The sequence below is a fragment of the Streptomyces aureoversilis genome (assembly GCF_042657885.1).
GTDB lineage: Bacteria > Actinomycetota > Actinomycetes > Streptomycetales > Streptomycetaceae > Streptomyces > Streptomyces aureoversilis.
In genome coordinates, this window is sequence record NZ_JBHSKJ010000008.1 from 1 (window position 1) to 20898 (window position 20898).

A 20898-nucleotide genomic window follows, 5' to 3' on the forward strand; every position below is an offset into this window, starting at 1 on the left:
GACATGCAGCGCGTCCCGGTCCGGATCCGCGTAGACCGCCACACTGGCAATCCCGGCATCCCGGCACGCGCGAGCTACGCGGACAGCGATTTCGCCACGGTTGGCGATGAGCACCTTGCGCACGATGGCTCCCTCCTTGAAACAAGGTGAGTTTAGGTACTGGCGACACTCTGTGCCGAGCCGACTCCCGAGGTGAGCTTGCCCACACGGAGCGTGAACCGGAGGCCGTGTGCGCGCCAAAGTCCCCAGTTCTCCCACGGTACGCCGGGTATGAGGGTCTCCGTCGACCTTTGCGTGTGGCGGAGCTCTCGACGTGTGCCGCCGGGCAGGAAAGAGCTTTCTTTGTCGAGTCCCTACGAAGGGGTGGCCCAAAGTTTGCGTGTGCGGGAACCGGCCCGGGGGCCGTTCGGCCGGGCGCGGGCCCCGAGGGGGTGCGGCTGCGGATCCGGGCGCGCCTTCTCACTGACTCCGTACCGACCCCTTGCTCATGGTTCTACCCGTGAGTAGCGTCCTTTCAGACGTGGGTACCCGCGGTAACCCGTGGCAATCGCCCACGGCAATCGCCCGCGGAGGGGCGGGCGAGGGTGACGGGGGTGGTGAGGCGGTGGTGATGACCCGGTTCCCGTTCCGCAGGCCTGTCGCCGGCCTCGCCGCGCTCGCCCTCGCCGTCGAGGGCCTGGGCATCGCCCTGATCAACTGGATCCTCGGCGTCGTCGTCCGCCGCCAGCACATGTCCCTCGCGGGCAGCGACCCCGGCCTCATGGCCCTCGCCGCCTGGATCGCCGGCGGCCTCTTCGCCCTCTACCTGCTCCTGTGCGCGCTCGTCGCCCTCCGCGCCGCCCTCCGCGACCGCCCGCCCCGGACGGCGGGAAGGATTCTGCTGATCACCTGCGGTGTCGTGCACGGCCTGCTGGGCGCCTTCTGCGTCGGCCTCGTCGGCTGGTCCGCGTTCGCGGTCGTCATGGCCGTCCTCGCCCTGATCGTCTGGACGCTGATGGTGTACGACCCGGAGCGCTGGGCCCAGCCCGTGGAAGCCGTCGTCCCGCGCTGACGCGCGGCCAACGGAGCGCCGGGCTCAGCCCGCGATCCCGCGCTGACGCGCGGCCAACTTCGCCGCCTCCGCCGCGACGTGGCGCAGCGTGTCCGTCAGCTGCCGTCTTCGGCGGTGGAAGTCCTCCAGCGGCACGGCGGCGGACACGGCGGCGGTGCCGGCGCGGGCGGCGCCCTGCACACCGGGCAGCGCCGGTACGGGCACCGCCACGCACGCCACTCCCGGCGCGCACTCCTCGACCTCCACGGCGACCCCCTCCCGCCGCACGCGCCGCAGCTCCGCGTCCAGCCGGTCCGGCGACGTGATCGTCCGCGGAGTGATCGCCCGCATCCCCGTACCCGTGAGGTAGCGCATGCGCGCTGCCCGGGGCAGCGCCGAGAGCAGCACCTTGCCGTGGGCGGTCGCGTGCCCGTCGAGGTCCCGGCCCACGCTGAAGCCGCCCGTCGACGGGTCGGCGGCGTTCCCGGCGAGCACGGCGATGTCCCCGTCGCGGTACGTGCTGAAGTACGTGTCCGCGCCCGCTTCCCGCCGGGCCGAGAGCAGGAGCGCGTGCACGGCGTCGTCCAGCTGCATCTGGCGCTGAAACGCCTGGTGCAGGACGGGCACGCGGTACCCGAGGGTGTAGCCGCCCGCGGTACGGACCAGATGCCCGCGGGCGGTCAGCGTGCCGAGGATCTCGTACACCGTGGAGAGCCCGCAGCGGAGGTTTCTGGCCAGCGCCTTCGCCGTAACGGGGGCGTTCGCCGCGGCGACGGCGTCCAGTACGTCGAGGGCGCGGTCCACGGACTGGGACATGGGAGGTTCGGGTTCCTTCGAGGCTGGGCGGGTTGTCGGCGGACCTCCCAGCCTCGCACAGGAGCCGTCGGCGTCCCGCGTCAGCTCTTGACCGGCGCCTTCTCGCGGAGCAGCTCCACGAACGCCCTCATCCACGCGGGCTGGTCGTTCCACGCCCGCGCGGACACCATGTTCCCGTCGACGACGGCCTCCGCGTCCACGAACGTCCCGCCCGCGAGCTGCACGTCCGGGCGGCACGCCGGCCACGCGGCCGTACGGCGGCCCTTGAGGACGCCCAGCGGCGTCAGCGCGATCACTGCGTGGCAGATGTGCGCGATGGGCTTGTTCTGCGCGAAGAACGACTTGATGATCCGCTGGAAGTCGGGATCCAGCCGCAGGAACTCCGGCGCGCGGCCGCCGGGGATGACGACCGCGGCGTAGTCCGACGGGTTCACGTTCGCCAGCGCGACGTCCGCGGGCCAGCTGTGCCCGAGCTTCTCCGTGTACGTGTCGAAGCTCGCGACGAAGTCGTGCACGACGAACTGGAGCTGCTTCACGGTGGGAGCGGCGATGTCCACCTCGTAGCCCTCCTCCAGCAGGCGCTGGTAGGGGTAGAGGACCTCCAGGTCCTCGGCGGCGTCACCGGTGGTGATCAGGATCCTCGGCATGACGGCAGGCTCCTCGGGGGTAGGAGGCGTAGCCGGATGGCTTCCGGCCTACACCGGAATATGCGCTTTGACATGTCCGAGGAAACTTGCCCAGGTGGGTTGGTTGAAGGTGAGGGCACCTCCCGTGGGGTTCTTGGAGTCGCGTATGTGCACCGGTGCGCGGTCCGGGCGTCTGGCCACTTCGACGCAGTCGCCGCCGCCGCCGTCGCTGTAGCTGGACTTGCGCCACTGCATGGTGTTGCTCATTGCTCCCCTGCCAACTGTTCGATGAAGTTCAGCGATTCGCGCGGGCTCAGAGATTGTGCGCGGATCTTCGCGTAGCGATGTGCCCGCTCAGTCACCTCAGCCGGGTTGCTGATCAACTTGCTGAGGCCTTGGCCGTCCACGAAGACCACCGTGCGGTGCTCTGGTGTCTCCAGCAGTTTCATCGAGCCGCGATCACCCGCGTAGTCCCCGGTCAGGGCGGCGTCCATGGGCAGCACCTGGATCGTGACATTCCGGCACCTCGCGTACGTGGCGAGGAGCAGCAGCTGATCACGCATGATGTCCCTGCTTCCGAACGGCCTGCGTAGCACTGACTCTTCGAGGATCAACTCCAGGAGAGCCGTCGGCTCGCGGTTGAACAGAGCCTTGCGCGCCATCCTCACTCCTACCAATTCCTCCACCCTGGCTTCCGGTAGTGGTGGGTAGCTGCCGCCGATGATTGCGCGCGCGTAGTCCTCTGTCTGGTACAGGCCGTCGACAACGAAGGTCATGTACGAGCTGACCGAGAGCGCCTTCCGCTCCAGGGCCGCGTAGTCCCGGAAGTCCGTGGGGTACTTGTCCAGCATCAGGTACTTCTTGGCCGCCGTGAAGATGCCGATTCCGCCCCCGATTGCCTTCTCCATGGCGTCCAGCATCTGATCGTTGGCGGGCTGTGCACCCGTTTCCAGCGCGCTGACTGCGGAGCCCGTATATCCGATCTGCTCGCCGACTTGTTCCTGGGTCAGGCCCGCGTGAAGTCGCATCAACCTTGCGATTTCCGACACCAGTTGCATACCGGCTCCCGCCCTGCTCTTGTTCTCCGAGCGCGCCATCGCTCCCCCTCAACTGGACTCAACCCGACTCAAGGAGCGCTTGATCAAACTGCACCGTTACGGGTGGTCGACGCTCCGTGATGGAAAACCTAGCGAGACCCAGTGACACTCGTCACATGAACAAGGAAGGTCACCTGACCGAAGTCGGCTGGCTCCCGGCCACCGGTCACCAACTCCGCAAAGCCGGCGCCCACTTCGACGCCGTCCGCGTCCACGGCAACGACGGCCGCCGTCTGGCCAATGCCATGGCCATGCTCACCCGCGGCCGGCCCGGTCCGATCATCGCGGACGCGAACGACCGCAGGGCGATGTACTTCCTCGTCGAATCCGGAAGTACCGCCCGCCGCGCCTGGCCGAAAGGCGTCGAGCGCCTCACCGGGGAAGCCGGCGCAGCCGACTACGTGCCCATTCCCGCGCTCTACGGGGCCACATGGCCCCTCTCCTGGTACTGCGTACCCACACCCGACGGCCGCCTCGTGCACACGCTTCTTCTGCTGAGTACGGCCCGTGCATTTCTGGGGTGCGCCCCCCGACTGGCGGAAGGAATGGTGACCGAGGCGCCATGACCTCGTTGGGGCGGTCATGATGAAGCGCATCGTTGCCGCCGCCGCTCTCACCGGCGCCGCTTTCGCCCTGACCGCCACCGCAGCCACGGCCGCTCCCATGCCGCAACCGCCCACCTCGAACGCAGGAGACGTCGTCGCGCCGCCGGCGCCGGCTCCCGAGCCGCCGGCGACCAGCATTCACCCCGGGGCCACGAGCCAGCTCGGCAAGCTGGATCAGCTCAACCAGCTGAACCAGCTGGGTCAGGCCCAGCAGGCGCTCGACCCGATCCTCGGGCTCGTCGCGCCGGTCACCGGACTGCTGCCGCTCTAGGCGTCGGCGTCGGCCCACAGCTCCGTGATGGACATCCCCAGCTCGGCGAGGAGCTTGCGGAGCAGGGGGAGGGAGAGACCGATGACGTTGCCGTGGTCGCCGTCGATGCCCTCGATGAAGGGGGCGGAACGGCCGTCGAGGGTGAAGGCGCCCGCGACGTACAGCGGCTCGCGGGTCGCGACGTAGGCCGCGATCTCGGCGTCGGAGGGCTCACCGAAGCGCACGGTCGTTGAGGCGGTCGCCGACACCCGGCGGCCCGCGGCCGTGTCGACGATGCAGTGGCCGGTCCGGAGGATCCCGGACCGGCCGCGCATCGACTTCCAGCGGGCGGTCGCGTCCTCGGCGTCGTCCGGCTTGCCCAGGGCCTGCCCGTCCAGTTCCAGGACGGAGTCGCAGCCGACGACCAGCGCCCCGGCCGCCTCCGGCCGGGCGGCGACCGCGTCGGCCTTGGCCTCGGCCAGGACGCGCGCCAGCTCGGCGGGGGTCGGGGCGGTCAGCGCGTCCTCGTCGACGCCGCTGACGATCACCTCGGGCCTCAGCCCGGCGGCCTTGAGCAGGCCGAGGCGGGCGGGGGACTGGGAGGCGAGGACGAGGCGGCGCTGAGGGGTCATGCCCGCCATCGTAGACAACCGCCGCCCCCGTATCCGGGCCCTACTTCTTGATCACTGCCTGCATGACCTTCTTGGCGATCGGGCCCGCGAGGCCGCCGCCGGAGATCTCGTCGCGGTCGATGCCGGAGCCCTCGGGGTCGATGAAGACGGCGACGGCCACGGGGGAGCCGTCGCCCTGCTTGGCGTAGGAGACGAACCAGGCGTACGGGAGCTTCTCGTTGTTGACGCCGTGCTGCGCGGTGCCGGTCTTGGCGCCGACGGTGACGCCGTCGATGAGGGCCTTCTTGCCGGTGCCGTTCTGGGCGGTGTTCTCCATCATCTGCTGGACCTTCTTCGCCGTGTCGGCGGAGACGGCCTGCGACATGACCTCGGGCTTGTGCTTCTCCAGCGTGTTCAGGCTGGGGTCGCGCAGCTCCTCGACCAGGTACGGCTTCATGAGCTTGCCGTCGTTGGCGAGGGCGGCGGTCATCATCGCGATCTGCAGCGGGGTGCTGTCGAGGCTGCCCTGGCCCATGCCGGTGAGGGCGGTCTGCGGGCGGTCGAGGTTCTTGGGGTAGATGCTCTCGACGGTGCCGTTGGGGATGAAGATGTTCTTGTTGTTGAAGCCGAACTTCTCGGCCGTCTCCCGCATCTTGTCCTTGCCCAGCTTGTCGGCCAGGTCCAGAAAGACGTTGTTGCAGGACCACTGGAGGCCGGCCTTGAGGGAGCCGTTGACGCACTCCTCGGTCTGGACGTCGTTACGGACCGTGGTCGTGCTGAGGGGGAGCTTGTACGGGACCGGGGCGCTGCCCTTGGCGTTGATGTCGCTGACGATGCCGTGTTCGAGGGCGGCCGCGGCGGTGAGGATCTTGAAGGTGGAGCCCGGGGGGTAGCGCTCCTTGATCGCCCGGTTGACCAGCGGCTTGTCCTTGTCGGCCTCCAGCTTCTTGTACGCCTCCTGGTCCTTCAGCGTGTTCCCCGCGAAGACCGAGGGGTCGTAGGAGGGGGTGGAGGCCAGGGCGAGGATCTTGCCGGTACGGGGGTCGAGGGCGACGACCGCGCCCTTGTACTTGCCCAGGCCCTCGAAGGCGGCCTTCTGCGCCTTGGGGTCGATGGTCGTCACCACGTCGCCGCCGCGGGGCTTCTTGCCGCTGAGCATGTCGGTGGTGCGCTGCAGGAACAGCTTGTCGTCGGTGCCGCTGAGCAGCTTGTTGTTGACGAATTCGAGCTGGCTGTTGCCGTACAGCTGCGAGGAGTAGCCGGTGACCGGGGCGTACATCTCGCCGTCCTTGAACGTGCGCTTGTACTTGTAGTCGCCCGTGGTCTCGCTGGAGCCGGTGATCGGCTGGCCGCCGACGATGATGTTGCCGCGAGGCTGCGCGAAGGAGGCGATCTTCACCCGCTTGTTGTCCTTGTGATTGGCCAGATCGTCGCTGCGGACGAACTGGATCCAGTTCGCCCGGACCAGCAGGGCCAGGACCAGCAATCCGACAAAGACGGATATGTGGCGCACGGGCTTGTTCATGGTGTGACGCACTCCCCGGTTCGCGGCATTTCACTAGCCATGATGAGGGATGGGGAGGATTTGGTTGCAGAAGGCCTGTAACTGTGGGTTCCCTGTGGCTCAGCCCATGCCGAGGATGATGAAGGCGATCACCATACCGATCGCGAGCACGAGACCGGCCCGGCGGAGCATCGCCTGCGCCTCGCGCAGCTCCTCGGGGGGTTCGTTCGAAGGGTCCGACCACAGCATTGCCCCCATGGTGCCGCCGGGCAGGCGCGAAGCGCCTGAGTACGCGTACTCAAACGCCGGGTTCCGCTCTACTGCTTGCGCTTCCTGGCCTGGCCGGAAGCGGTCAGTTGCTGGAGGAGGGCGTCCACTGCCCCGCTCTTGTGGCCGGGCCAGTACGTCGTCCAGTACTCCCTGACCTTCGCGCCCACCTCGACGGAGTGCGTGGGTGCGGCCTCGGCGAGCTTGCTGCCCTCGTAGCTCAGCTTCACGTTCGCCTCGGCATAGCAGTAGTACATCGTGCTCTCCACCACGGCACCGGCGGCGGCGGTTCCGCCGGAGCCGACCTCGTACCCCTGCGCGGTGATGCCGTCGAGCAGCTCGTTCGTCGCGGCGACCTTGTCCGGTCCCGTGAAGGCGTACCGGGTGATGAAGGACGCACCCGGTACGCCCCGGCCGGACGACGCGTCGAACTCCCGCCACGCGGGGTTCTCGCTGACGTGGCCGGTCGTCGTGTGCCCCCACACCGAGCCGCCCTTGCCCTCGGCGATGAGCGCGTCGCGGGTCACGGATGCCAGGGAGCCCTTCCCGCCGGGCGTCATGCTTCCCTTCACCCAGTCCTCCTTCTCCTCGGAGGCACGGCCTGCGTTGCAGGAGAAGAAGACGACGGTGATGTTGGGTGCCAGCGCGGGAGCGATGGCCTTGATGATCGACGCGGCTTGGATGGTGTTGATCGCGCCGAGGCCGCACCACTCGGTACTGCCATGCGCGAACACCGCGAGCGTGCGCACCGTGGCAGGCCCGATCCCGGGCGGCACGGCGGGGTCCGGCGGCACCTTCGCGACGGCGGCCTTCAGGAGAGCGCCGATCGCTTGCACCGTCTCCTTCAGAGGGTGGTCTTTGTCCGACATCGCCTCGCCGAAGACGATGGTCGAGGCCGCGACCTTCTTGCCTTTGACCGCCAGCGCCTTCTCCCGCTTGGACCATTTCTCCGCGGCGTGCATGGCGGCCTCGCGGTCCTTCGGATTCGGCATCGGCGCGAAGAACGCCAGCGCCACCCCGTTCGGAAACTCCTTGACCAGCCGCTGCCCCAGCGCCGCCTCGGGATCCGCGGCCGGTGCCGCCACCGGCGCCGGAGCCGCCACGTCGTCGCGCTGGACCGCCCGCACCCCCGCCGCCGACTGCTCGACGACGTGTCCGAGCTCGTGGGCGAGCAGTGCCTGCCCGGTCGCGGTGTGCGGTGCGTACATGTCGCGTCCGAACACCACGTCGTGCCCCACCGTGTACGCCCTGGCGTGCAGGCCCGCGGCCAGCTCGGCCGCCCGGTCGTCGCTGTGCGTGCGGACCCGGCTGAAGTCGTACGAGAAGCGGGCGGACATGGTCCGCCGCGTCGCGTGGTCCAGGGGAGCGCCGGGCGAGCGGGGGAGAAGGGCGCGGTCGGGCCCCGGGCCGGGGGCGGTGTGCCGCAGGAGCGCGTCCGGGGTGCGGGAGAGGAGTTCCTTTCCGCCCATACAACCGAGTGTGCGCGCAGGGGGAGCGGGTCGCGACTGCGGCCCGCTCCCCCTGTATTCGTTATGCCGTACCCGTTATGCAGGCCAGTACGTCGTGCGCCACGCCCGCGGGCCCGCCTGCGGCATGCGCGTCGCGCTCAGGCGCCGCGCCGGCGTCGACCACTCCGGGCGGGCCTCGCCCGCCTCGGGCGCGGCGGCGCTGCCCGCCGCCGCGCGGGCCCGGACCACCGCCAGGGCGGCGGCGAGCTCCTCGGGGGTCGGGTTGCCCCGGACTACCTTGATCACCGAGAGCCTCCTGAAGGGATCTAGAGGGGGATGTTGCCGTGCTTCTTCGGCGGCAGCGCCTCGCGCTTGTCGCGCAGCGCCCGCAGGCCCCGCACGATGTGCCGGCGCGTCTCGTTCGGCATGATCACCGCGTCGACGTAGCCGCGCTCGGCGGCCGCGTACGGGTTGAGGAGCGCGTCCTCGTAGTCCGTGATGAGCTTCGCCCGCAGCTCCTCCTGCTCCTCCGGGGTCTCCGCCGCGGCGATGGTGCGGCGGTGGAGGATGTTGACCGCGCCCTGGGCGCCCATGACGGCGATCTGGGCGGTGGGCCAGGCGAGGTTGAGGTCGGCGCCGAGGTGCTTGGAGCCCATGACGTCGTACGCGCCGCCGAACGCCTTGCGCGTGATCACCGTGATGAGCGGCACCGTGGCCTCGGCGTAGGCGTAGATCAGCTTGGCGCCGCGCCGGATGATGCCGTTGTACTCCTGATCGGTGCCGGGCAGGAAGCCGGGCACGTCCACGAAGGTCAGCACCGGCACGTTGAAGGCGTCGCAGGTGCGGACGAAGCGGGCGGCCTTCTCGCTGGCGTTGATGTCGAGGCAGCCGGCGAACTGGAGCGGCTGGTTGGCGACGATGCCGACCGGCCGGCCCTCCACGCGCCCGAAGCCGGTGATGATGTTCGGCGCGAACAGGGCCTGGGTCTCCAGGAACTCGCCGTCGTCCAGCACGTGCTCGATGGCCGTGTGCATGTCGTACGGCTGGTTGGCCGAGTCCGGGATGAGGGTGTCGAGCTCGCCGTCGGCGGGCGAGATCTCCAGGTCGGCCTCCTCGGGGAAGGCCGGGGGCTCGGAGAGGTTGTTGGAGGGGAGGTAGGAGAGGAGCGCCTTGACGTACTCGATGGCGTCCTTCTCGTCCCCGGCCATGTGGTGCGCCACGCCCGAGGTGCTGTTGTGCGTGCGGGCGCCGCCGAGCTCCTCGAAGCCGACGTCCTCGCCGGTGACGGTCTTGATGACGTCGGGTCCGGTGATGAACATGTGCGAGGTCTGGTCGACCATCACCGTGAAGTCGGTGATCGCGGGGGAGTAGACCGCGCCGCCCGCGCAGGGGCCGACGATCAGGGAGATCTGCGGGACGACGCCGGAGGCGTGCACGTTGCGGCGGAAGATCTCGCCGAAGAGGCCGAGGGCGACCACGCCCTCCTGGATGCGGGCGCCGCCGCCGTCGTTGATGCCGATGATCGGGCAGCCGGTCTTCAGCGCGAAGTCCATGGCCTTGCCGATCTTCTCGCCGTAGACCTCGCCGAGCGAGCCGCCGAAGACCGTGAAGTCCTGGGAGTAGACGCACACGGTGCGGCCGTCGACGGTGCCGTAGCCGGTGACGACGCCGTCCCCGTACGGGCGGTTCTTCTCGATGCCGAAGTTCGTCGAGCGGTGCCGGGCGAACTCGTCCAGCTCGACGAAGGAACCCTCGTCCAGGAGGAGTTCGATGCGCTCGCGGGCGGTCAGCTTGCCCTTCGCGTGCTGCTTCTCCACGGCGCGCGCGGAGCCGGCGTGCGTGGCCTCCTCGATCCGGCGTTGCAGATCCGCGAGCTTGCCCGCGGTGGTGTGGATGTCGTATTCCGGCTCGGACATCGGGATGCGGCTCCTGCTCGTCCAGAGGTGGGCTGGCTGAGGATGAACTGAGGCTGAGTGGGCTATCCGGTGCTACCGGTCCGTAGCGTATCCGCGCGGGTGCGCTGCGGCAGTGCGTCGTTGGCCACACCGGTTTGCCTCCACTTCCCTCCTATGGTGGCTCTTATGACGCCTCCTGAGACGCCTCCCCCCTCCGGCGGCCGCTGGTCCGATCTCGACCGGCCGCCGCTCAACGTCACCGCGCTGCGGCGCGGGCTGCTGCGGCCCGGCGCGCTGTGGACCTCGGTGGACGTGGTGGCGCGGACGGGCTCGACGAACACCGACCTCGTGGCCGCCGGCGGGCCCGAAGGGGCGGTGCTCGTCGCGGAGGAGCAGTCCGCCGGGCGCGGGCGGCTCGACCGCACGTGGACGGCGCCGCCGCGGTCCGGCCTCTTCTTCTCCGTCCTGCTGCGGCCCGGCCCGGGCGTGCCCGTGGAGCGGTGGGGCTGGCTGCCACTGCTCGCCGGGGTCGCCACGGCGGCCGCGCTGTCCCGCGCGGCCGGTGTCGACACGGCGCTGAAGTGGCCCAACGACCTGCTCGTGACGGTCGACGGGCACGAGCGCAAGGCCGGCGGGATCCTCGCCGAGCGGACCGGGGACGCCGTCGTCGTCGGCATCGGCCTGAACGTCTCTCTGCGGGCCGACGAGCTGCCCGTCCCCACGGCGGGCTCGCTGGCGCTGGCCGGAGCGCAGGTCCTGGACCGCGATCCGCTGCTGCGCGCCGTACTCCGTTCGCTGGAGGAGTGGTACGGCCGGTGGCGCGACGCGGCGGGCGATCCGGCGCAGAGCCTTCTGCAGGAGGCGTACGCCGCCGGGTGCGCCACGCTCGGGCGCCACGTGCGGGCCGAACTTCCCGGCGGCCGTGAGCTGGTCGGAGAGGCCGTCGCCGTCGACGGGGACGGGCGGCTCGTGCTCGCCACGGGCGACGGAGTGCAGCAGCCGGTGGGCGCCGGCGACATCGTTCACGTACGGCCCGCCCCGTCGGAAGAGTGAGCTACGGCACACCTGTCGTATCGTTGTGCCCAGAACCTAAGCGAGCAGTGATCGGCAGGGCAGTGCGCACGGATCGGACAGGGGGCGGGCGGTGACCGCCGACGGTGGGGGAACCTCCCGTGCCGTGAGGGCTACGGGCGAGGACGGTGCTGCGGGTGCCGGCGGCGCTGAGCGTGCCGAGGGCGCTGCGCGAGCCGGAGTCGACGGAGTCGCGGAGGAGTACGGCGACGACGTCGGCGATGAGGGCGGAGACCCCATCGCGCTCCGCCTCGAAGCGCTGATCCTCGGCGCCGAGCGCCGCTACACCCCCTTCCAGGCCGCCCGCGCGGCCGGCGTCTCCATGGACCTCGCCTCCCGCTTCTGGCGGGCCATGGGCTTCGCCGACATCGGGCAGGCCAAGGCGCTGACCGAGGCCGACGTGCTCGCGCTGCGGCGGCTGGCCGGTCTCGTGGAGGCCGGGCTGCTCAGCGAGCCGATGGCCGTGCAGGTCGCCCGGTCCACCGGGCAGACCACCGCGCGCCTCGCCGACTGGCAGATCGACTCCTTCCTGGAGGGCCTGACGGAGCCCCAGGAGCCCGGCATGACGCGGACGGAGATCACGTACCCGCTCGTCGAGCTGCTGCTGCCGGAGCTGGAGGAATTCCTCATCTACGTGTGGCGGCGGCAGCTGGCCGCCGCCACGGGGCGGGTCGTCCAGGCTCAGGACGACGCGGAAATGGTCGACCGGCGGCTTGCCGTCGGGTTCGCCGACCTTGTCGGCTTCACCCGTCTGACGCGGCGTCTGGAAGAGGAGGAGCTCGGCGAGCTCGTCGAGGCCTTCGAGACCACCGCGGCCGATCTGGTGGCCGCGCACGGGGGGCGGCTGATCAAGACGCTCGGTGACGAGGTGCTGTACTCGGCCGACGATGCGGGCACCGCTGCCGAGATCGGGCTGCGGCTCATCGAGACCATGACGCACGACGAGACGATGCCCGAGCTGCGGGTCGGGCTCGCGTTCGGGACCGTGACGACGCGGATGGGCGACGTCTTCGGCACGACGGTGAACCTGGCGTCGCGGCTGACGTCGATAGCGCCGAAGGACGCCGTGCTCGTCGACCAGGCGCTGGCGGAGGAGCTGACGCGCAACGGCGACGCGCCGAAGTCGGAGGCGGACGTGGGGGAGGGCGAGGAGACGGCCGCCGGGTACCGCTTTGCGCTGCAGCCGATGTGGCAGCGGCCGGTTCGGGGGCTGGGCATGGTGGAGCCGTGGTTGCTGTCGCGGAGGGGTGGCTGAGCGGCGCCGTGGTGCCGGTGCCGGTGCGTGGGGGTGCCGGTGCCGGGGCCTCCGGGGTGGGGGTCCGGGGCCGTATATTTACGGGCCCGCTCGCGGCGACGCGGTGGAGCCCTCTTCCTCATCGGGCCCGCAAATACACGTCAGCGCCCCGGACCCCCACCCCTGCGGCCCCGCCACCTCCCGTCGTCGTTCGGCCCCCGGCTCGGTGCTTTTCCCGGGGTATGGCCCTGCCCGGTGAGTGCAGGGCATGATCGGGGCTCCGCACGTTTACAGGCGTTAACCCCGGAGGGTGCAGGCTATGAGCGAGCAGCGTTTCGGTGAGTGGATCGCGGTCCGGCGGCATGGTCACGTGGCCGAGCTCGTGCTGGATCGGCCCAAGGCCATGAACGCCGTGTCCGGTGAGCTGGCCGCTCGGCTTGCCGAGGCGACTCGGGCTCTTGGTGACGATGACTCTGTGCGGGTTGTCGTTCTTACTTCCACGCATGAGCGTGCCTTTTGTGTGGGGGCCGATCTCAAGGAGCGGAATTCCTTCACGGATGCCGATCTGAGCCGGCAGCGGCCGCACGCTCGCGCTGCCTACACGGGCGTGCTGGAGCTGCCGATGCCCACCATCGCCGCGGTGCACGGGTTCGCACTCGGCGGCGGGTTCGAGCTGGCTCTTTCCTGCGATGTGATCGTGGCCGACGCCACGGCCGTGGTGGGGCTGCCCGAGGTCTCGGTGGGGGTCATTCCCGGCGGTGGCGGGACGCAGCTCCTGCCCCGGCGCGTGGGGGCGGCCCGGGCCGCCGAGCTGATTTTCAGTGCGCGGCGTGTGGAGGCCGAGGAAGCGCTGGCCTTGGGGCTTGTCGATCAGCTTGTTGCCGAGGGGCAGGATCGTGTCGAAGCTCTTGCGCTGGCTGGTCGGATCGCCGGTAACTCTCCTGTCGGTCTGCGGGCCGCCAAGCGGGCGCTCCGGCTGGGGCACGGCCTGGACCTGCGGGCCGGGCTGGAGGTCGAGGACGCGGCCTGGAGGTCCGTCGCCTTCTCCGGCGACCGGGCCGAGGGCGTGGCGGCCTTCAACGAGAAGCGCAAGCCCCAGTGGCCGGGGCACTGAGCACGTCAGTCGTGTGCGGGCAGCCAGCCTCGCTGTACCGCCTTGACGCCCGCTTCGAACCGGCTGTGCGCGCCGAGCCGTTCCATGAGGTCCGTGGCGATGCGCCGCGCCGTGCGTGAGGACACGCCGAGCCGCTTGGCGATGGCCTCGTCGGTGTGGCCCGCGGCGAGCAGCCGGACGACCGTGGACTCCTGGCCCGTCAGCCCCCGCTCGTCCCTGGTCCTGGCCCGGCCCAGGGGCTGCGCGGAGGCCCACACGCTCTCGAACAGCGCGCAGAGCGCCGTGAGCGTCCCGTGCCCGGTGAGCACCAGCGCGCCCGCCGAGGGGTTGTCGCCGCTGACGGGGAGGACCGCGCTGGACCGGTCGCTGATGATCATGCGAATCGGGAGCGCCGGCACCGTACGGACCTGCCCTCCCCGATCGGTGAGCCAGTCGACGTACTCGATGGTCTCCGGGCTGTTGCGGACACTGTCCAGATAGATCGTGCGCAGCCGCACGCCGCGGTCCAGGAGCTGTTCGTTCAGCGGGCGGGCCGCGGCGATGCTCTCCTTCGTGTGGGCGCCGTCGGGAGCGAAGGTCATGACCTCGGTGACGGTCTCCCGGGTCAGGACGGCGAGCCGGTCCCGGATCCGGTCCAGGTCCGTCAGCTGCTCCACCCCCTGCTGCGCCGTGGCCGGGCGCAGCTCGGCGTACTCGGCGATCAGCTGGGCGGCGGCCACCCGGGACGACTCCACGCGCTGCTGCTGGGCGGCCAGCTCGGCCTGCTGGCGCGCGACCAGGATCTCCATGCCGATCTCCGGCGAGACGGCGCGCACCTGCCCCTCCCGCTCGGCGGACGGGCGGACGAGCGTCAGGTCGACCAGGGCGTCCAGGGCGCGCCGGATCTCTTCCCCGGGCAGCCCGAGCCGGTCGCCCAGCTCCGCCACGCCGGCCTGCGGATGCGCGAGCATCGCCCGGTAGACCTGCTCCGCCGCCTTGTCCATTCCCAGTGCTTGAAGCACCTTTTCATCCCCTACTTATATCCCCGCATTGCGCGAAGTACATGATCATCTCAGACATGGGCAGGGTGCTCGCGACTGCCCTGGTGGGGCCGTAACCGGCCACGTCATAAACCGTCCTGACGGTATGTCTGGCGGGGGACGCGGATGCTTGACAGGGTCGGGACCATGTACCTCGTTCACGTACGCCTCCGGGCGCCGGAGGGCGCCGAGTTCCCCGAGGTCACCGGCGAGCGGGTGCGCCGCGTGGCGCGGCCGGCAGAGGGCGTCGAGCACGTCGTCGTCCGCCTGCACGCCCCTGCGGGTCCCGTTCTCGGCGTCTACGTCCTCGCCGAAGGCCTGCACCAGGCGGAGGCCCGCGCGGCCGCCGTCTGCCGGCGCGCGCTCGCGGAGATCCCGGCGTTCCGGGACTGGACCCTGGCCGCTGCGGAGGCGCCGCTCGTGGACGCCTTCTGGGAGTGGGCGTAGGCGGGTGGCCTCGCACGGACCGAAGCGGCCTGGCCCGTTCCGTCCACGGCCGATTTCGGCCATACGAAATGGCTTCCACCATGTCTGACCTGCGACGAAGCTAGTTATTGCCAGCAGGGAACACCGACCCGGCGGGCACGACCGGCCGACGCCACCGCGGGACGTGGACCGGTTCCAGCACCTCCGTTCACGCAGACCGTGAGCGGACCCGAACCGTCTCTAAGGACAGCACCACCATGATCCGCTCCCGCATCGCCGAGAACGTTGTCGCCGCCGCCTCGGGCATCGCCGCCGGCGACATGATCTGGCAGTAGGCGTCCGACCGGCCCTCCTCGGGGGCCGGGTCCTGAAGCGCCCCCCTCCGCGTGAGGTGGCTTGGCTCCGGTGCCCCGCATCCGTTGAAGCCGCTTCTCTTCTTCTTTTTCTCCGCTCTTCTCCCGGCTGCGCTCCTGCTCGCGCGCCTCGAAAGGTCGCTCCACCATGTCCGGAATCACCCGTAAGTCCACCGCCACCGGCGTCGCTTCCCTGCTGGCCATCGCCGCCTTCAGCGGTCTGACCGGGGCGCCCGCCGCCCACGCGGCCTCCCCGCAGGAGATGCTCGCCTCCGCCGCGAACGGCGAGCTCGGCAAGGGCCCGTGCGGCAACGGCGGGTACGACAACGGCCTGAGCCAGAGCAACAGCTGCGACGGGCACGGCGGCCAGGACCACGCCTGGTGCGCGGACTTCGTCGGCTGGGTGTGGGCCAAGGCCAACATCCGCGGCATGGGCATGCTCACCGACGCGGCCGCCAGCTTCTACGAGTACGGACAGAAGTACGGCACGCTGTCGGACACCCCGCACGTCGGCGACGCGGTGGTCTACAACTACCGCAACGGCTACGCCGACCACGTCGCCATGGTCACCGACGTCTCCGACGGGCAGGTCACGATCACGGGCGGCAACCAGGGCGGCGGTGAGGGCCGCGTCAGCAAGGCCACCACCACGCGCTTCCACGTGGGCGACTCCCCCTGGCGCCAGCGCATCAGCGGCTACATCTCGCCCAAGTTCCAGGAGGCCAACCCGCCGAGCGTCTCGCTCAAGGGCCTGCCCGGCAAGACCGTGTCCGGCGTGGCCCAGCTGAGCGCCTCGGCGTCGCAGGGCACGTACCCGGTGGCCTCCGTGCAGTACTACCTCGACGGCCAGCCGGTCAGTGACAAGGTGACCAAGGCCCCGTACGGATTCTCCTTCGATTCGGCGAGCGTGCCGGACGGCAAGCACATCCTGACGGCCGAGGCCACCGACACCGCGGGCACCACCGGCACCACCCGCGCCGAGATCATCACCACCAACGGTGAGTCGAACTCCACCTACAAGGCCGACTTCAACGGTGACGGCAAGGCCGACATCGGCGTGCTGTACAACTACGGCCAGCAGTCCGACGGCAGCAACCGCACGGGCCTGTGGGTCTACTACAGCGAGGGCAAGTCCTTCAGCAACCCGGTGAAGGTGTGGGACAACTCCGACGCCGGTACGGGCAGCTGGAACTGGAGCCGCTCGAAGGTCACCGCCGGTGACTTCAACGGCGACGGCAAGGCCGACATCGGCATCCTCTACAACGGCGGCGAGGACGACAAGGGCGTCAACCACACCGCCCTGTGGACCTTCACCAGCAACGGCAAGGGCTTCGACAAGCCGGTCCGTACGTGGGAGAGCGTCGACTCGGGCTTCGGCAGCTGGAACTGGAACCGCTCGAAGGTCACCGCCGGCGACTTCGACGGCGACGGCAAGGCCGACGTCGGCGTCCTCTACAACAAGGGCGAGGACGACAAGGGCGTGAACCACACCGCCCTGTGGACGTTCACCAGCAACGGCAAGGGCTTCGACAAGCCCAGCCAGGCCTGGGAGAACATGGAGGCCGGTACCGGCAGCTGGAACTGGGACCGCAGCAAGGCGGTCGCCGGGGACTTCACCGGTGACGGCAAGGCCGACGTCGGCGTCCTCTACGACAACGGCGAGGACGACAAGGGCGTGAACCACACCGCCCTGTGGACGTTCGCGAGCACCGGCAAGGGCTTCGACAAGCCCAAGCGCGTCTGGGAGAGCGTGGACTCCGGCACGGGCAGCTGGAACTGGAACCGCTCCAAGCCGGTCGTCGGCGACTTCGACGGCGACGGCAAGGCCGACCTGTCGGTCCTTTACAACCAGGGTCAGACCGAGGACGGGCGCAACAGCACGGCCGTCTGGAAGTTCACCAGCACCGGCAGCGGCTTCACCAAGCCGGTCAAGCTCTGGGACAACGGCTCCGACAGCTGGAACTCCGAGTCCAGCAAGGTGGTCGCCGGTGACTACGACGGCGACGGCAAGACCGACCTCGGCGTCCTCTACGACCAGGGTCAGACGGACGACAAGCGCAACAGCACGGCCGTCTGGAAGTTCACCAGCAACGGCTCCGGCTTCGACGCCCCCGCCAAGGTGTGGGACAGCATCGACTCCGGTACGGGCAGCTGGAACTGGAAGTCCAGCAAGCTCGGCTGACGCCCGGTAGGCCGGCAGGCCTCCCCCTGCGGCCCGCGGGCGGCGGACCGGACCTCTCTCCGGTCCGCCGCCCGCGGTGCGCCCCCTCCTCTCCTGCTCGTACCGCCATCGAACGGACCGCCATGCCCCGCCCCGCCCGCCGGCAGACCCTGACCCTCGCGCTCACCGCGATCGCCCTCGCCAGCCCCCTGCTCGTCTCGTCCCCCGCCTCCGCCGCCTCCGTGGCCACGTGGGACAAGGTCGCCCAGTGCGAGAGCGGCGGCAACTGGAGCATCAACACCGGCAACGGCTACTACGGTGGCCTGCAGTTCGACGCCGGCACCTGGCGGGCGTACGGCGGAACCCAGTACGCCCCCTACGCCCACCAGGCCACCAAGCAGCAGCAGATCCTGATCGCCGAGAAGGTGCTGAACGGACCCCAGGGCGCGGGGGCGTGGGGCTGCGCGCCCGGCACCGGCCTCGCGACCGACCACGCCGACCCCTATCCGGACCCGACGCCGCCCGTCGCCAAGGTCACCGGCCCGGCCGGCGGCACCATCGCCACCGGTGCGGTGACGCTGAGCGCCTCCGTGTCCGTCGCGGTCGGCAAGCCCGTGAGCGCCACCTTCCTTGTCGACGGCAAGGCCGTGGGGACCACCAAGGGTTCCGGCCCCTCGTACGAGCTGACCCTCGACACCACCCGCCTGTCCGACGGCCCGCACACGATTGCCGTCACGGCGGCCAACGACGCCGGCCAGACCGGCAAGGAGTCGTCCGCTGTTCCCTTCTTCGTGGCGAACAAGGCCACCGCGGGCGGCGCCACGGGTGACTTCAACGGCGACGGCAAGGCCGACATCGCCGTCCTCTACAACGAGGGCGAGGACGGCAAGGGCGGGAACCGCACCGCCCTGTGGACGTTCACGAGCAACGGCACCGGCTTCGGCAAGCCGGTCAAGCAGTGGACGAGCCCGTTCAGCTGGAACGGCGACCGCAGCAAGGTCGTCGCCGGTGACTTCAACGGTGACGGCAAGGCCGACGTCGGCGTCCTCTACAACGGCGGCCAGGAGAGCGACGGGAAGAACCGCACCGCCCTGTGGTCCTTCACCAGCACAGGCTCGGGCTTCCGCGAGCCGGTGAAGGCGTGGGACAGCATCGACTCCGGGACCGGCAGCTGGAACTGGGACCGCAGCAAGCCCGTGGCCGGGGACTTCAACGGCGACGGCAAGGCCGACGTCGGCGTGCTGTACACCGAGGGCGAGGACGGCAAGGGCGTCAACCACACGGCGCTGTGGACCTTGACGAGCAACGGCGGCGGCTTCGGCAAGCCGGAGAAGCGCTGGTCGAGCGGCACGAGCTGGAACGGTGACCGCAGCAAGGTCGTCGCGGGCGACTTCAACGGTGACGGCAAGGCCGATGTCGGCGTGCTGTACAACGGCGGCCAGGAGGGCGACGGGAAGAACCGCACCGCCCTGTGGAGCCTCACCTCCGACGGCACCGGCTTCGGTGAGGCCGTGAAGGCGTGGGACAGCATCGACTCCGGCTTCGGCAGCTGGAACTGGGACCGCAGCAAGGCCGTCGCCGGGGACTTCGACGGCGACGGGAAGGCCGACGTCGGCGTGCTCTACGACAACGGCGAGGACGGCAAGGGCATGAACCACACCGCCCTGTGGACCTTCGCGAGCACCGGCAAGGGCTTCGACAAGCCGAACCGGACCTGGGAGAGCGTGGACTCCGGAACGGGCAGCTGGAACGGCAGCCGGAGCAAGGTCACCGTGGGTGACTTCGACGGCGACGGCAAGGCCGATGTCGGTGTCCTCTACAACAACGGCCAGGACCCGGACGGCACCAACCGCACCGGCCTGTGGACCACGGCGGGGACGAAGGGCGCGCTCGACCGCTTCACCAAGGCCTGGACCAGCGAGGACAGCTGGAACTGGTACCGGAGCGACCTCGCCTGACCTCCGCGCGCAGACGCCCGTAGCGCCTTGCTGTCACCCCGGGGTACCCGCAGTCACATGAAGTGTTCCGGGTTTACCCCCGAGGGAGAAGTGACAGGAGGGTGCTACGGCCGTCATGCGGCGGAATGCGGCCGACATTCTTAGGCTGGAGTGCAGAAACTGCGCTCAGCAACGGAATGTGAGGCTCGGGTGGCAGCAGGCGGGGAGTGCGACGGTCGGCTGCGCGCCGTGGTGGAGCTCGCGCAGGCGATGGCGGCCGCGCGCACTCCGCTGGAGACCGTGTCCGCCGCCGCGGAGCGGGTGATGTCCGCCCTGGAGGGCAGCTTCGCCGCGGTCTCCGTGTGGGAGCGCGAGCGCGGCCGGCTGCGGGTCCTGGTCAACGCGGGGGAGCTGACCGCGGGCGAGGAGCGCTTCCCCGAGGACGAGTCGTATCCGGTGCACGACTTTCCCGAGATCGTGGAGTTCCTCCACGAGGAGTGGGTCGGCGGCGGCGCCGAGCCCCGCGCCTGGGTCGAGAACATGGACGTCGCCACGGAGCAGGGCGCCGCGGGCCCGGGCGCCTACCGGCACGAGCGGGTGGCGGCGCTGCGGCGCCGGGGCCGGGGCTGCTGCGTGGTCGCCCCCGTCGTGCTGCACGGGCGGGCGTGGGGCGAGCTGTACGTGGCCCGGCCGCCCGGCGGGCCCGCCTTCGGCCGTGCGGACGCCGACTTCGCGACCGTCCTGGCCTCCGTCGCGGCGGCGGGGATCGCCCAGACCGAGCGCCTGGAGGAGGTCCGGCGCCTCGCCTTCACCGACCCGCTGACCGGGCTCGCCAACCGGCGCGCGGTCGATGCGCGGCTGGACGAGGCCGTGGAGCGGCACCTCGCGGACGGCGTCGTCGTCAGCCTGGTGGTGTGTGACCTCAACGGCCTCAAGCGCGTCAACGACACCTTGGGGCACGCGGTCGGCGACCGGCTGCTGGAACGGTTCGGCTCGGTGCTGTCGCTGTGCGGCGCGATGCTGCCGGGGGCGCTGGCGGCGCGGCTGGGCGGCGACGAGTTCTGTCTGCTGACGGTGGGGCCCGCGGCGGACGAGGTGGTGCGCGTCGCGGGCGAACTGTGCCGCAGGGCCGCCGCGTTGGAGCTCGGTGAGGGCGTCGCGTGCGGCGTCGCCTCCACCGGGGACCAGATCGGGGCGGTGGGCACGGCCCGCCGGCTCTTCCGGCTCGCGGACGCCGCGCAGTACCGGGCGAAGGCGGCACGCGCGGCCGAGCCGGTCGTCGCCGGGCGCGCCGGGGGGCCGGCCGACCCGGTGGTCCGGCTCGCGGACCACCCGCCGGCCGCGCCGGTGGCCGAGCGGCGGCGCTTCCGGGGGCGGCGGCCGTGACGGAGGCGGGAATCCCGGGCCCGGCCCGGCATGCGGAACGGGTCCCTA

The 20898-nt window shown here is 70.5% G+C and carries 22 protein-coding genes; 10 read left to right on the forward strand and 12 right to left on the reverse strand.

Annotated elements, in window-relative coordinates; all coding sequences use genetic code 11:
* Window positions 1-123 (reverse strand): biotin carboxylase N-terminal domain-containing protein (locus ACFPP6_RS15390; RefSeq protein ID WP_146166841.1); only part of this gene is annotated, 123 nt, incomplete at its 3' end.
* Window positions 124-610: 487 nt separating this feature from the next.
* Here ACFPP6_RS15390 and ACFPP6_RS15395 point away from each other — a divergent pair.
* Window positions 611-1051, forward strand: a complete 441-nt coding sequence (locus tag ACFPP6_RS15395; RefSeq protein WP_382041808.1) for a hypothetical protein — start codon at window positions 611-613, stop codon at window positions 1049-1051.
* 24 nt (window positions 1052-1075) lie between these two features.
* On the opposite strand, the gene ACFPP6_RS15400 is transcribed toward ACFPP6_RS15395, so the two are convergent.
* The 4 genes from ACFPP6_RS15400 to ACFPP6_RS15415 form a co-directional block, all read right to left on the reverse strand.
* Window positions 1076-1846 (reverse strand): IclR family transcriptional regulator, encoded by a 771-nt coding sequence (locus ACFPP6_RS15400; protein ID WP_382041811.1) that lies wholly within the window; start codon window positions 1844-1846, stop codon window positions 1076-1078.
* 80 nt (window positions 1847-1926) lie between these two features.
* Window positions 1927-2493: a DJ-1/PfpI family protein gene (locus tag ACFPP6_RS15405; protein ID WP_058045963.1), complete on the reverse strand. Its 567-nt coding sequence runs from the start codon at window positions 2491-2493 to the stop codon at window positions 1927-1929.
* Window positions 2494-2541: 48 nt separating this feature from the next.
* Window positions 2542-2739 carry a DUF397 domain-containing protein gene (locus ACFPP6_RS15410; protein WP_382041814.1) on the reverse strand — a complete coding sequence of 66 codons (198 nt, stop codon included), beginning with the start codon at window positions 2737-2739 and terminating at the stop codon, window positions 2542-2544.
* Window positions 2736-3569, reverse strand: a complete 834-nt coding sequence (locus ACFPP6_RS15415; RefSeq protein WP_382041816.1) for a helix-turn-helix domain-containing protein — start codon at window positions 3567-3569, stop codon at window positions 2736-2738. The genes ACFPP6_RS15410 and ACFPP6_RS15415 overlap by 4 nt, the downstream gene beginning before the upstream one ends.
* 116 nt (window positions 3570-3685) lie before the next feature.
* Between ACFPP6_RS15415 and ACFPP6_RS15420 the strand changes: the two genes are divergently transcribed.
* Window positions 3686-4135 (forward strand): hypothetical protein, encoded by a 450-nt coding sequence (locus tag ACFPP6_RS15420; RefSeq protein ID WP_382041819.1) that lies wholly within the window; start codon window positions 3686-3688, stop codon window positions 4133-4135.
* Between the two features lie 16 nt (window positions 4136-4151).
* Window positions 4152-4445, forward strand: a complete 294-nt coding sequence (locus ACFPP6_RS15425) for a hypothetical protein (protein ID WP_382041822.1) — start codon at window positions 4152-4154, stop codon at window positions 4443-4445.
* Here ACFPP6_RS15425 and ACFPP6_RS15430 read toward each other — a convergent pair.
* The 6 genes from ACFPP6_RS15430 to ACFPP6_RS15455 all read right to left on the reverse strand — a co-directional run bounded on the left by ACFPP6_RS15430 (window position 4442) and on the right by ACFPP6_RS15455 (window position 10170).
* Window positions 4442-5065: a Maf family protein gene (locus ACFPP6_RS15430; RefSeq protein ID WP_382041825.1), complete on the reverse strand. Its 624-nt coding sequence runs from the start codon at window positions 5063-5065 to the stop codon at window positions 4442-4444. The genes ACFPP6_RS15425 and ACFPP6_RS15430 overlap by 4 nt on opposite strands.
* A 31-nt stretch (window positions 5066-5096) precedes the next feature.
* Window positions 5097-6560, reverse strand: a complete 1464-nt coding sequence (locus ACFPP6_RS15435; protein WP_382041828.1) for a peptidoglycan D,D-transpeptidase FtsI family protein — start codon at window positions 6558-6560, stop codon at window positions 5097-5099.
* 99 nt (window positions 6561-6659) lie between these two features.
* Entirely contained in the window at window positions 6660-6788 is a 129-nt protein-coding gene (gene mmpB / locus ACFPP6_RS15440; protein ID WP_382041831.1) for a morphogenic membrane protein MmpB, read from the reverse strand.
* Between the two features lie 68 nt (window positions 6789-6856).
* On the reverse strand, window positions 6857-8275 hold the full coding sequence (locus ACFPP6_RS15445) for an eCIS core domain-containing protein (protein WP_382041834.1): 1419 nt from the start codon (window positions 8273-8275) through the stop codon (window positions 6857-6859).
* Window positions 8276-8350: 75 nt separating this feature from the next.
* Window positions 8351-8560, reverse strand: coding sequence for an acyl-CoA carboxylase epsilon subunit (locus ACFPP6_RS15450; protein ID WP_382041837.1), 210 nt, complete (start codon window positions 8558-8560; stop codon window positions 8351-8353).
* 20 nt (window positions 8561-8580) lie between these two features.
* Window positions 8581-10170: an acyl-CoA carboxylase subunit beta gene (locus ACFPP6_RS15455; protein WP_382041840.1), complete on the reverse strand. Its 1590-nt coding sequence runs from the start codon at window positions 10168-10170 to the stop codon at window positions 8581-8583.
* A 165-nt stretch (window positions 10171-10335) separates the two neighbouring features.
* Here ACFPP6_RS15455 and ACFPP6_RS15460 point away from each other — a divergent pair, with 165 nt between their 5' ends.
* The 3 genes from ACFPP6_RS15460 to ACFPP6_RS15470 all read left to right on the forward strand — a co-directional run bounded on the left by ACFPP6_RS15460 (window position 10336) and on the right by ACFPP6_RS15470 (window position 13568).
* Window positions 10336-11202, forward strand: a complete 867-nt coding sequence (locus ACFPP6_RS15460; protein ID WP_336013225.1) for a biotin--[acetyl-CoA-carboxylase] ligase — start codon at window positions 10336-10338, stop codon at window positions 11200-11202.
* Window positions 11203-11293: 91 nt separating this feature from the next.
* Window positions 11294-12475 (forward strand): adenylate/guanylate cyclase domain-containing protein, encoded by a 1182-nt coding sequence (locus ACFPP6_RS15465; protein ID WP_382041843.1) that lies wholly within the window; start codon window positions 11294-11296, stop codon window positions 12473-12475.
* 298 nt (window positions 12476-12773) lie between these two features.
* Window positions 12774-13568, forward strand: coding sequence for an enoyl-CoA hydratase/isomerase family protein (locus tag ACFPP6_RS15470; RefSeq protein ID WP_382041846.1), 795 nt, complete (start codon window positions 12774-12776; stop codon window positions 13566-13568).
* A gap of 5 nt (window positions 13569-13573) precedes the next feature.
* Here ACFPP6_RS15470 and ACFPP6_RS15475 read toward each other — a convergent pair whose 3' ends face one another.
* Window positions 13574-14569, reverse strand: coding sequence for a LuxR C-terminal-related transcriptional regulator (locus ACFPP6_RS15475; RefSeq protein ID WP_382041849.1), 996 nt, complete (start codon window positions 14567-14569; stop codon window positions 13574-13576).
* Between the two features lie 165 nt (window positions 14570-14734).
* Here ACFPP6_RS15475 and ACFPP6_RS15480 point away from each other — a divergent pair, with 165 nt between their 5' ends.
* The 4 genes from ACFPP6_RS15480 (at window position 14735) to ACFPP6_RS15495 (ending at window position 20850) form a co-directional block, all read left to right on the forward strand.
* Window positions 14735-15034, forward strand: a complete 300-nt coding sequence (locus tag ACFPP6_RS15480) for a hypothetical protein (RefSeq protein WP_382041852.1) — start codon at window positions 14735-14737, stop codon at window positions 15032-15034.
* A 480-nt stretch (window positions 15035-15514) separates the two neighbouring features.
* The gene (locus ACFPP6_RS15485) at window positions 15515-17548 is read left to right on the forward strand and encodes an FG-GAP-like repeat-containing protein (protein ID WP_382041855.1); all 2034 of its coding nucleotides are present in this window, start codon (window positions 15515-15517) and stop codon (window positions 17546-17548) included.
* 122 nt (window positions 17549-17670) lie between these two features.
* The gene (locus ACFPP6_RS15490; RefSeq protein WP_382041858.1) at window positions 17671-19485 is read left to right on the forward strand and encodes a transglycosylase family protein; all 1815 of its coding nucleotides are present in this window, start codon (window positions 17671-17673) and stop codon (window positions 19483-19485) included.
* Between the two features lie 249 nt (window positions 19486-19734).
* Entirely contained in the window at window positions 19735-20850 is a 1116-nt protein-coding gene (locus ACFPP6_RS15495; RefSeq protein ID WP_382042574.1) for a GGDEF domain-containing protein, read from the forward strand.
* The last annotated feature ends 48 nt before the right edge of the window (window positions 20851-20898 follow it).

Coding starts and splice junctions, on each gene's coding strand:
- ACFPP6_RS15405 (WP_058045963.1), bottom strand. CDS start 2,493: ATGCCGAGGATCCTGATCACCACCGGTGACGCCGCCGAGGACCTGGAG.
- ACFPP6_RS15495 (WP_382042574.1), top strand. CDS start 19,735: ATGGCGGCCGCGCGCACTCCGCTGGAGACCGTGTCCGCCGCCGCGGAG.
- ACFPP6_RS15470 (WP_382041846.1), top strand. CDS start 12,774: ATGAGCGAGCAGCGTTTCGGTGAGTGGATCGCGGTCCGGCGGCATGGT.
- ACFPP6_RS15445 (WP_382041834.1), bottom strand. CDS start 8,275: ATGGGCGGAAAGGAACTCCTCTCCCGCACCCCGGACGCGCTCCTGCGG.
- ACFPP6_RS15420 (WP_382041819.1), top strand. CDS start 3,686: ATGAACAAGGAAGGTCACCTGACCGAAGTCGGCTGGCTCCCGGCCACC.
- ACFPP6_RS15425 (WP_382041822.1), top strand. CDS start 4,152: ATGATGAAGCGCATCGTTGCCGCCGCCGCTCTCACCGGCGCCGCTTTC.
- ACFPP6_RS15460 (WP_336013225.1), top strand. CDS start 10,336: ATGACGCCTCCTGAGACGCCTCCCCCCTCCGGCGGCCGCTGGTCCGAT.
- ACFPP6_RS15395 (WP_382041808.1), top strand. CDS start 611: ATGACCCGGTTCCCGTTCCGCAGGCCTGTCGCCGGCCTCGCCGCGCTC.
- ACFPP6_RS15430 (WP_382041825.1), bottom strand. CDS start 5,065: ATGGCGGGCATGACCCCTCAGCGCCGCCTCGTCCTCGCCTCCCAGTCC.
- ACFPP6_RS15485 (WP_382041855.1), top strand. CDS start 15,515: ATGTCCGGAATCACCCGTAAGTCCACCGCCACCGGCGTCGCTTCCCTG.
- ACFPP6_RS15415 (WP_382041816.1), bottom strand. CDS start 3,569: ATGGCGCGCTCGGAGAACAAGAGCAGGGCGGGAGCCGGTATGCAACTG.
- ACFPP6_RS15410 (WP_382041814.1), bottom strand. CDS start 2,739: ATGAGCAACACCATGCAGTGGCGCAAGTCCAGCTACAGCGACGGCGGC.
- mmpB (WP_382041831.1), bottom strand. CDS start 6,788: ATGCTGTGGTCGGACCCTTCGAACGAACCCCCCGAGGAGCTGCGCGAG.
- ACFPP6_RS15400 (WP_382041811.1), bottom strand. CDS start 1,846: ATGTCCCAGTCCGTGGACCGCGCCCTCGACGTACTGGACGCCGTCGCC.
- ACFPP6_RS15435 (WP_382041828.1), bottom strand. CDS start 6,560: ATGAACAAGCCCGTGCGCCACATATCCGTCTTTGTCGGATTGCTGGTC.
- ACFPP6_RS15480 (WP_382041852.1), top strand. CDS start 14,735: ATGTACCTCGTTCACGTACGCCTCCGGGCGCCGGAGGGCGCCGAGTTC.
- ACFPP6_RS15490 (WP_382041858.1), top strand. CDS start 17,671: ATGCCCCGCCCCGCCCGCCGGCAGACCCTGACCCTCGCGCTCACCGCG.
- ACFPP6_RS15455 (WP_382041840.1), bottom strand. CDS start 10,170: ATGTCCGAGCCGGAATACGACATCCACACCACCGCGGGCAAGCTCGCG.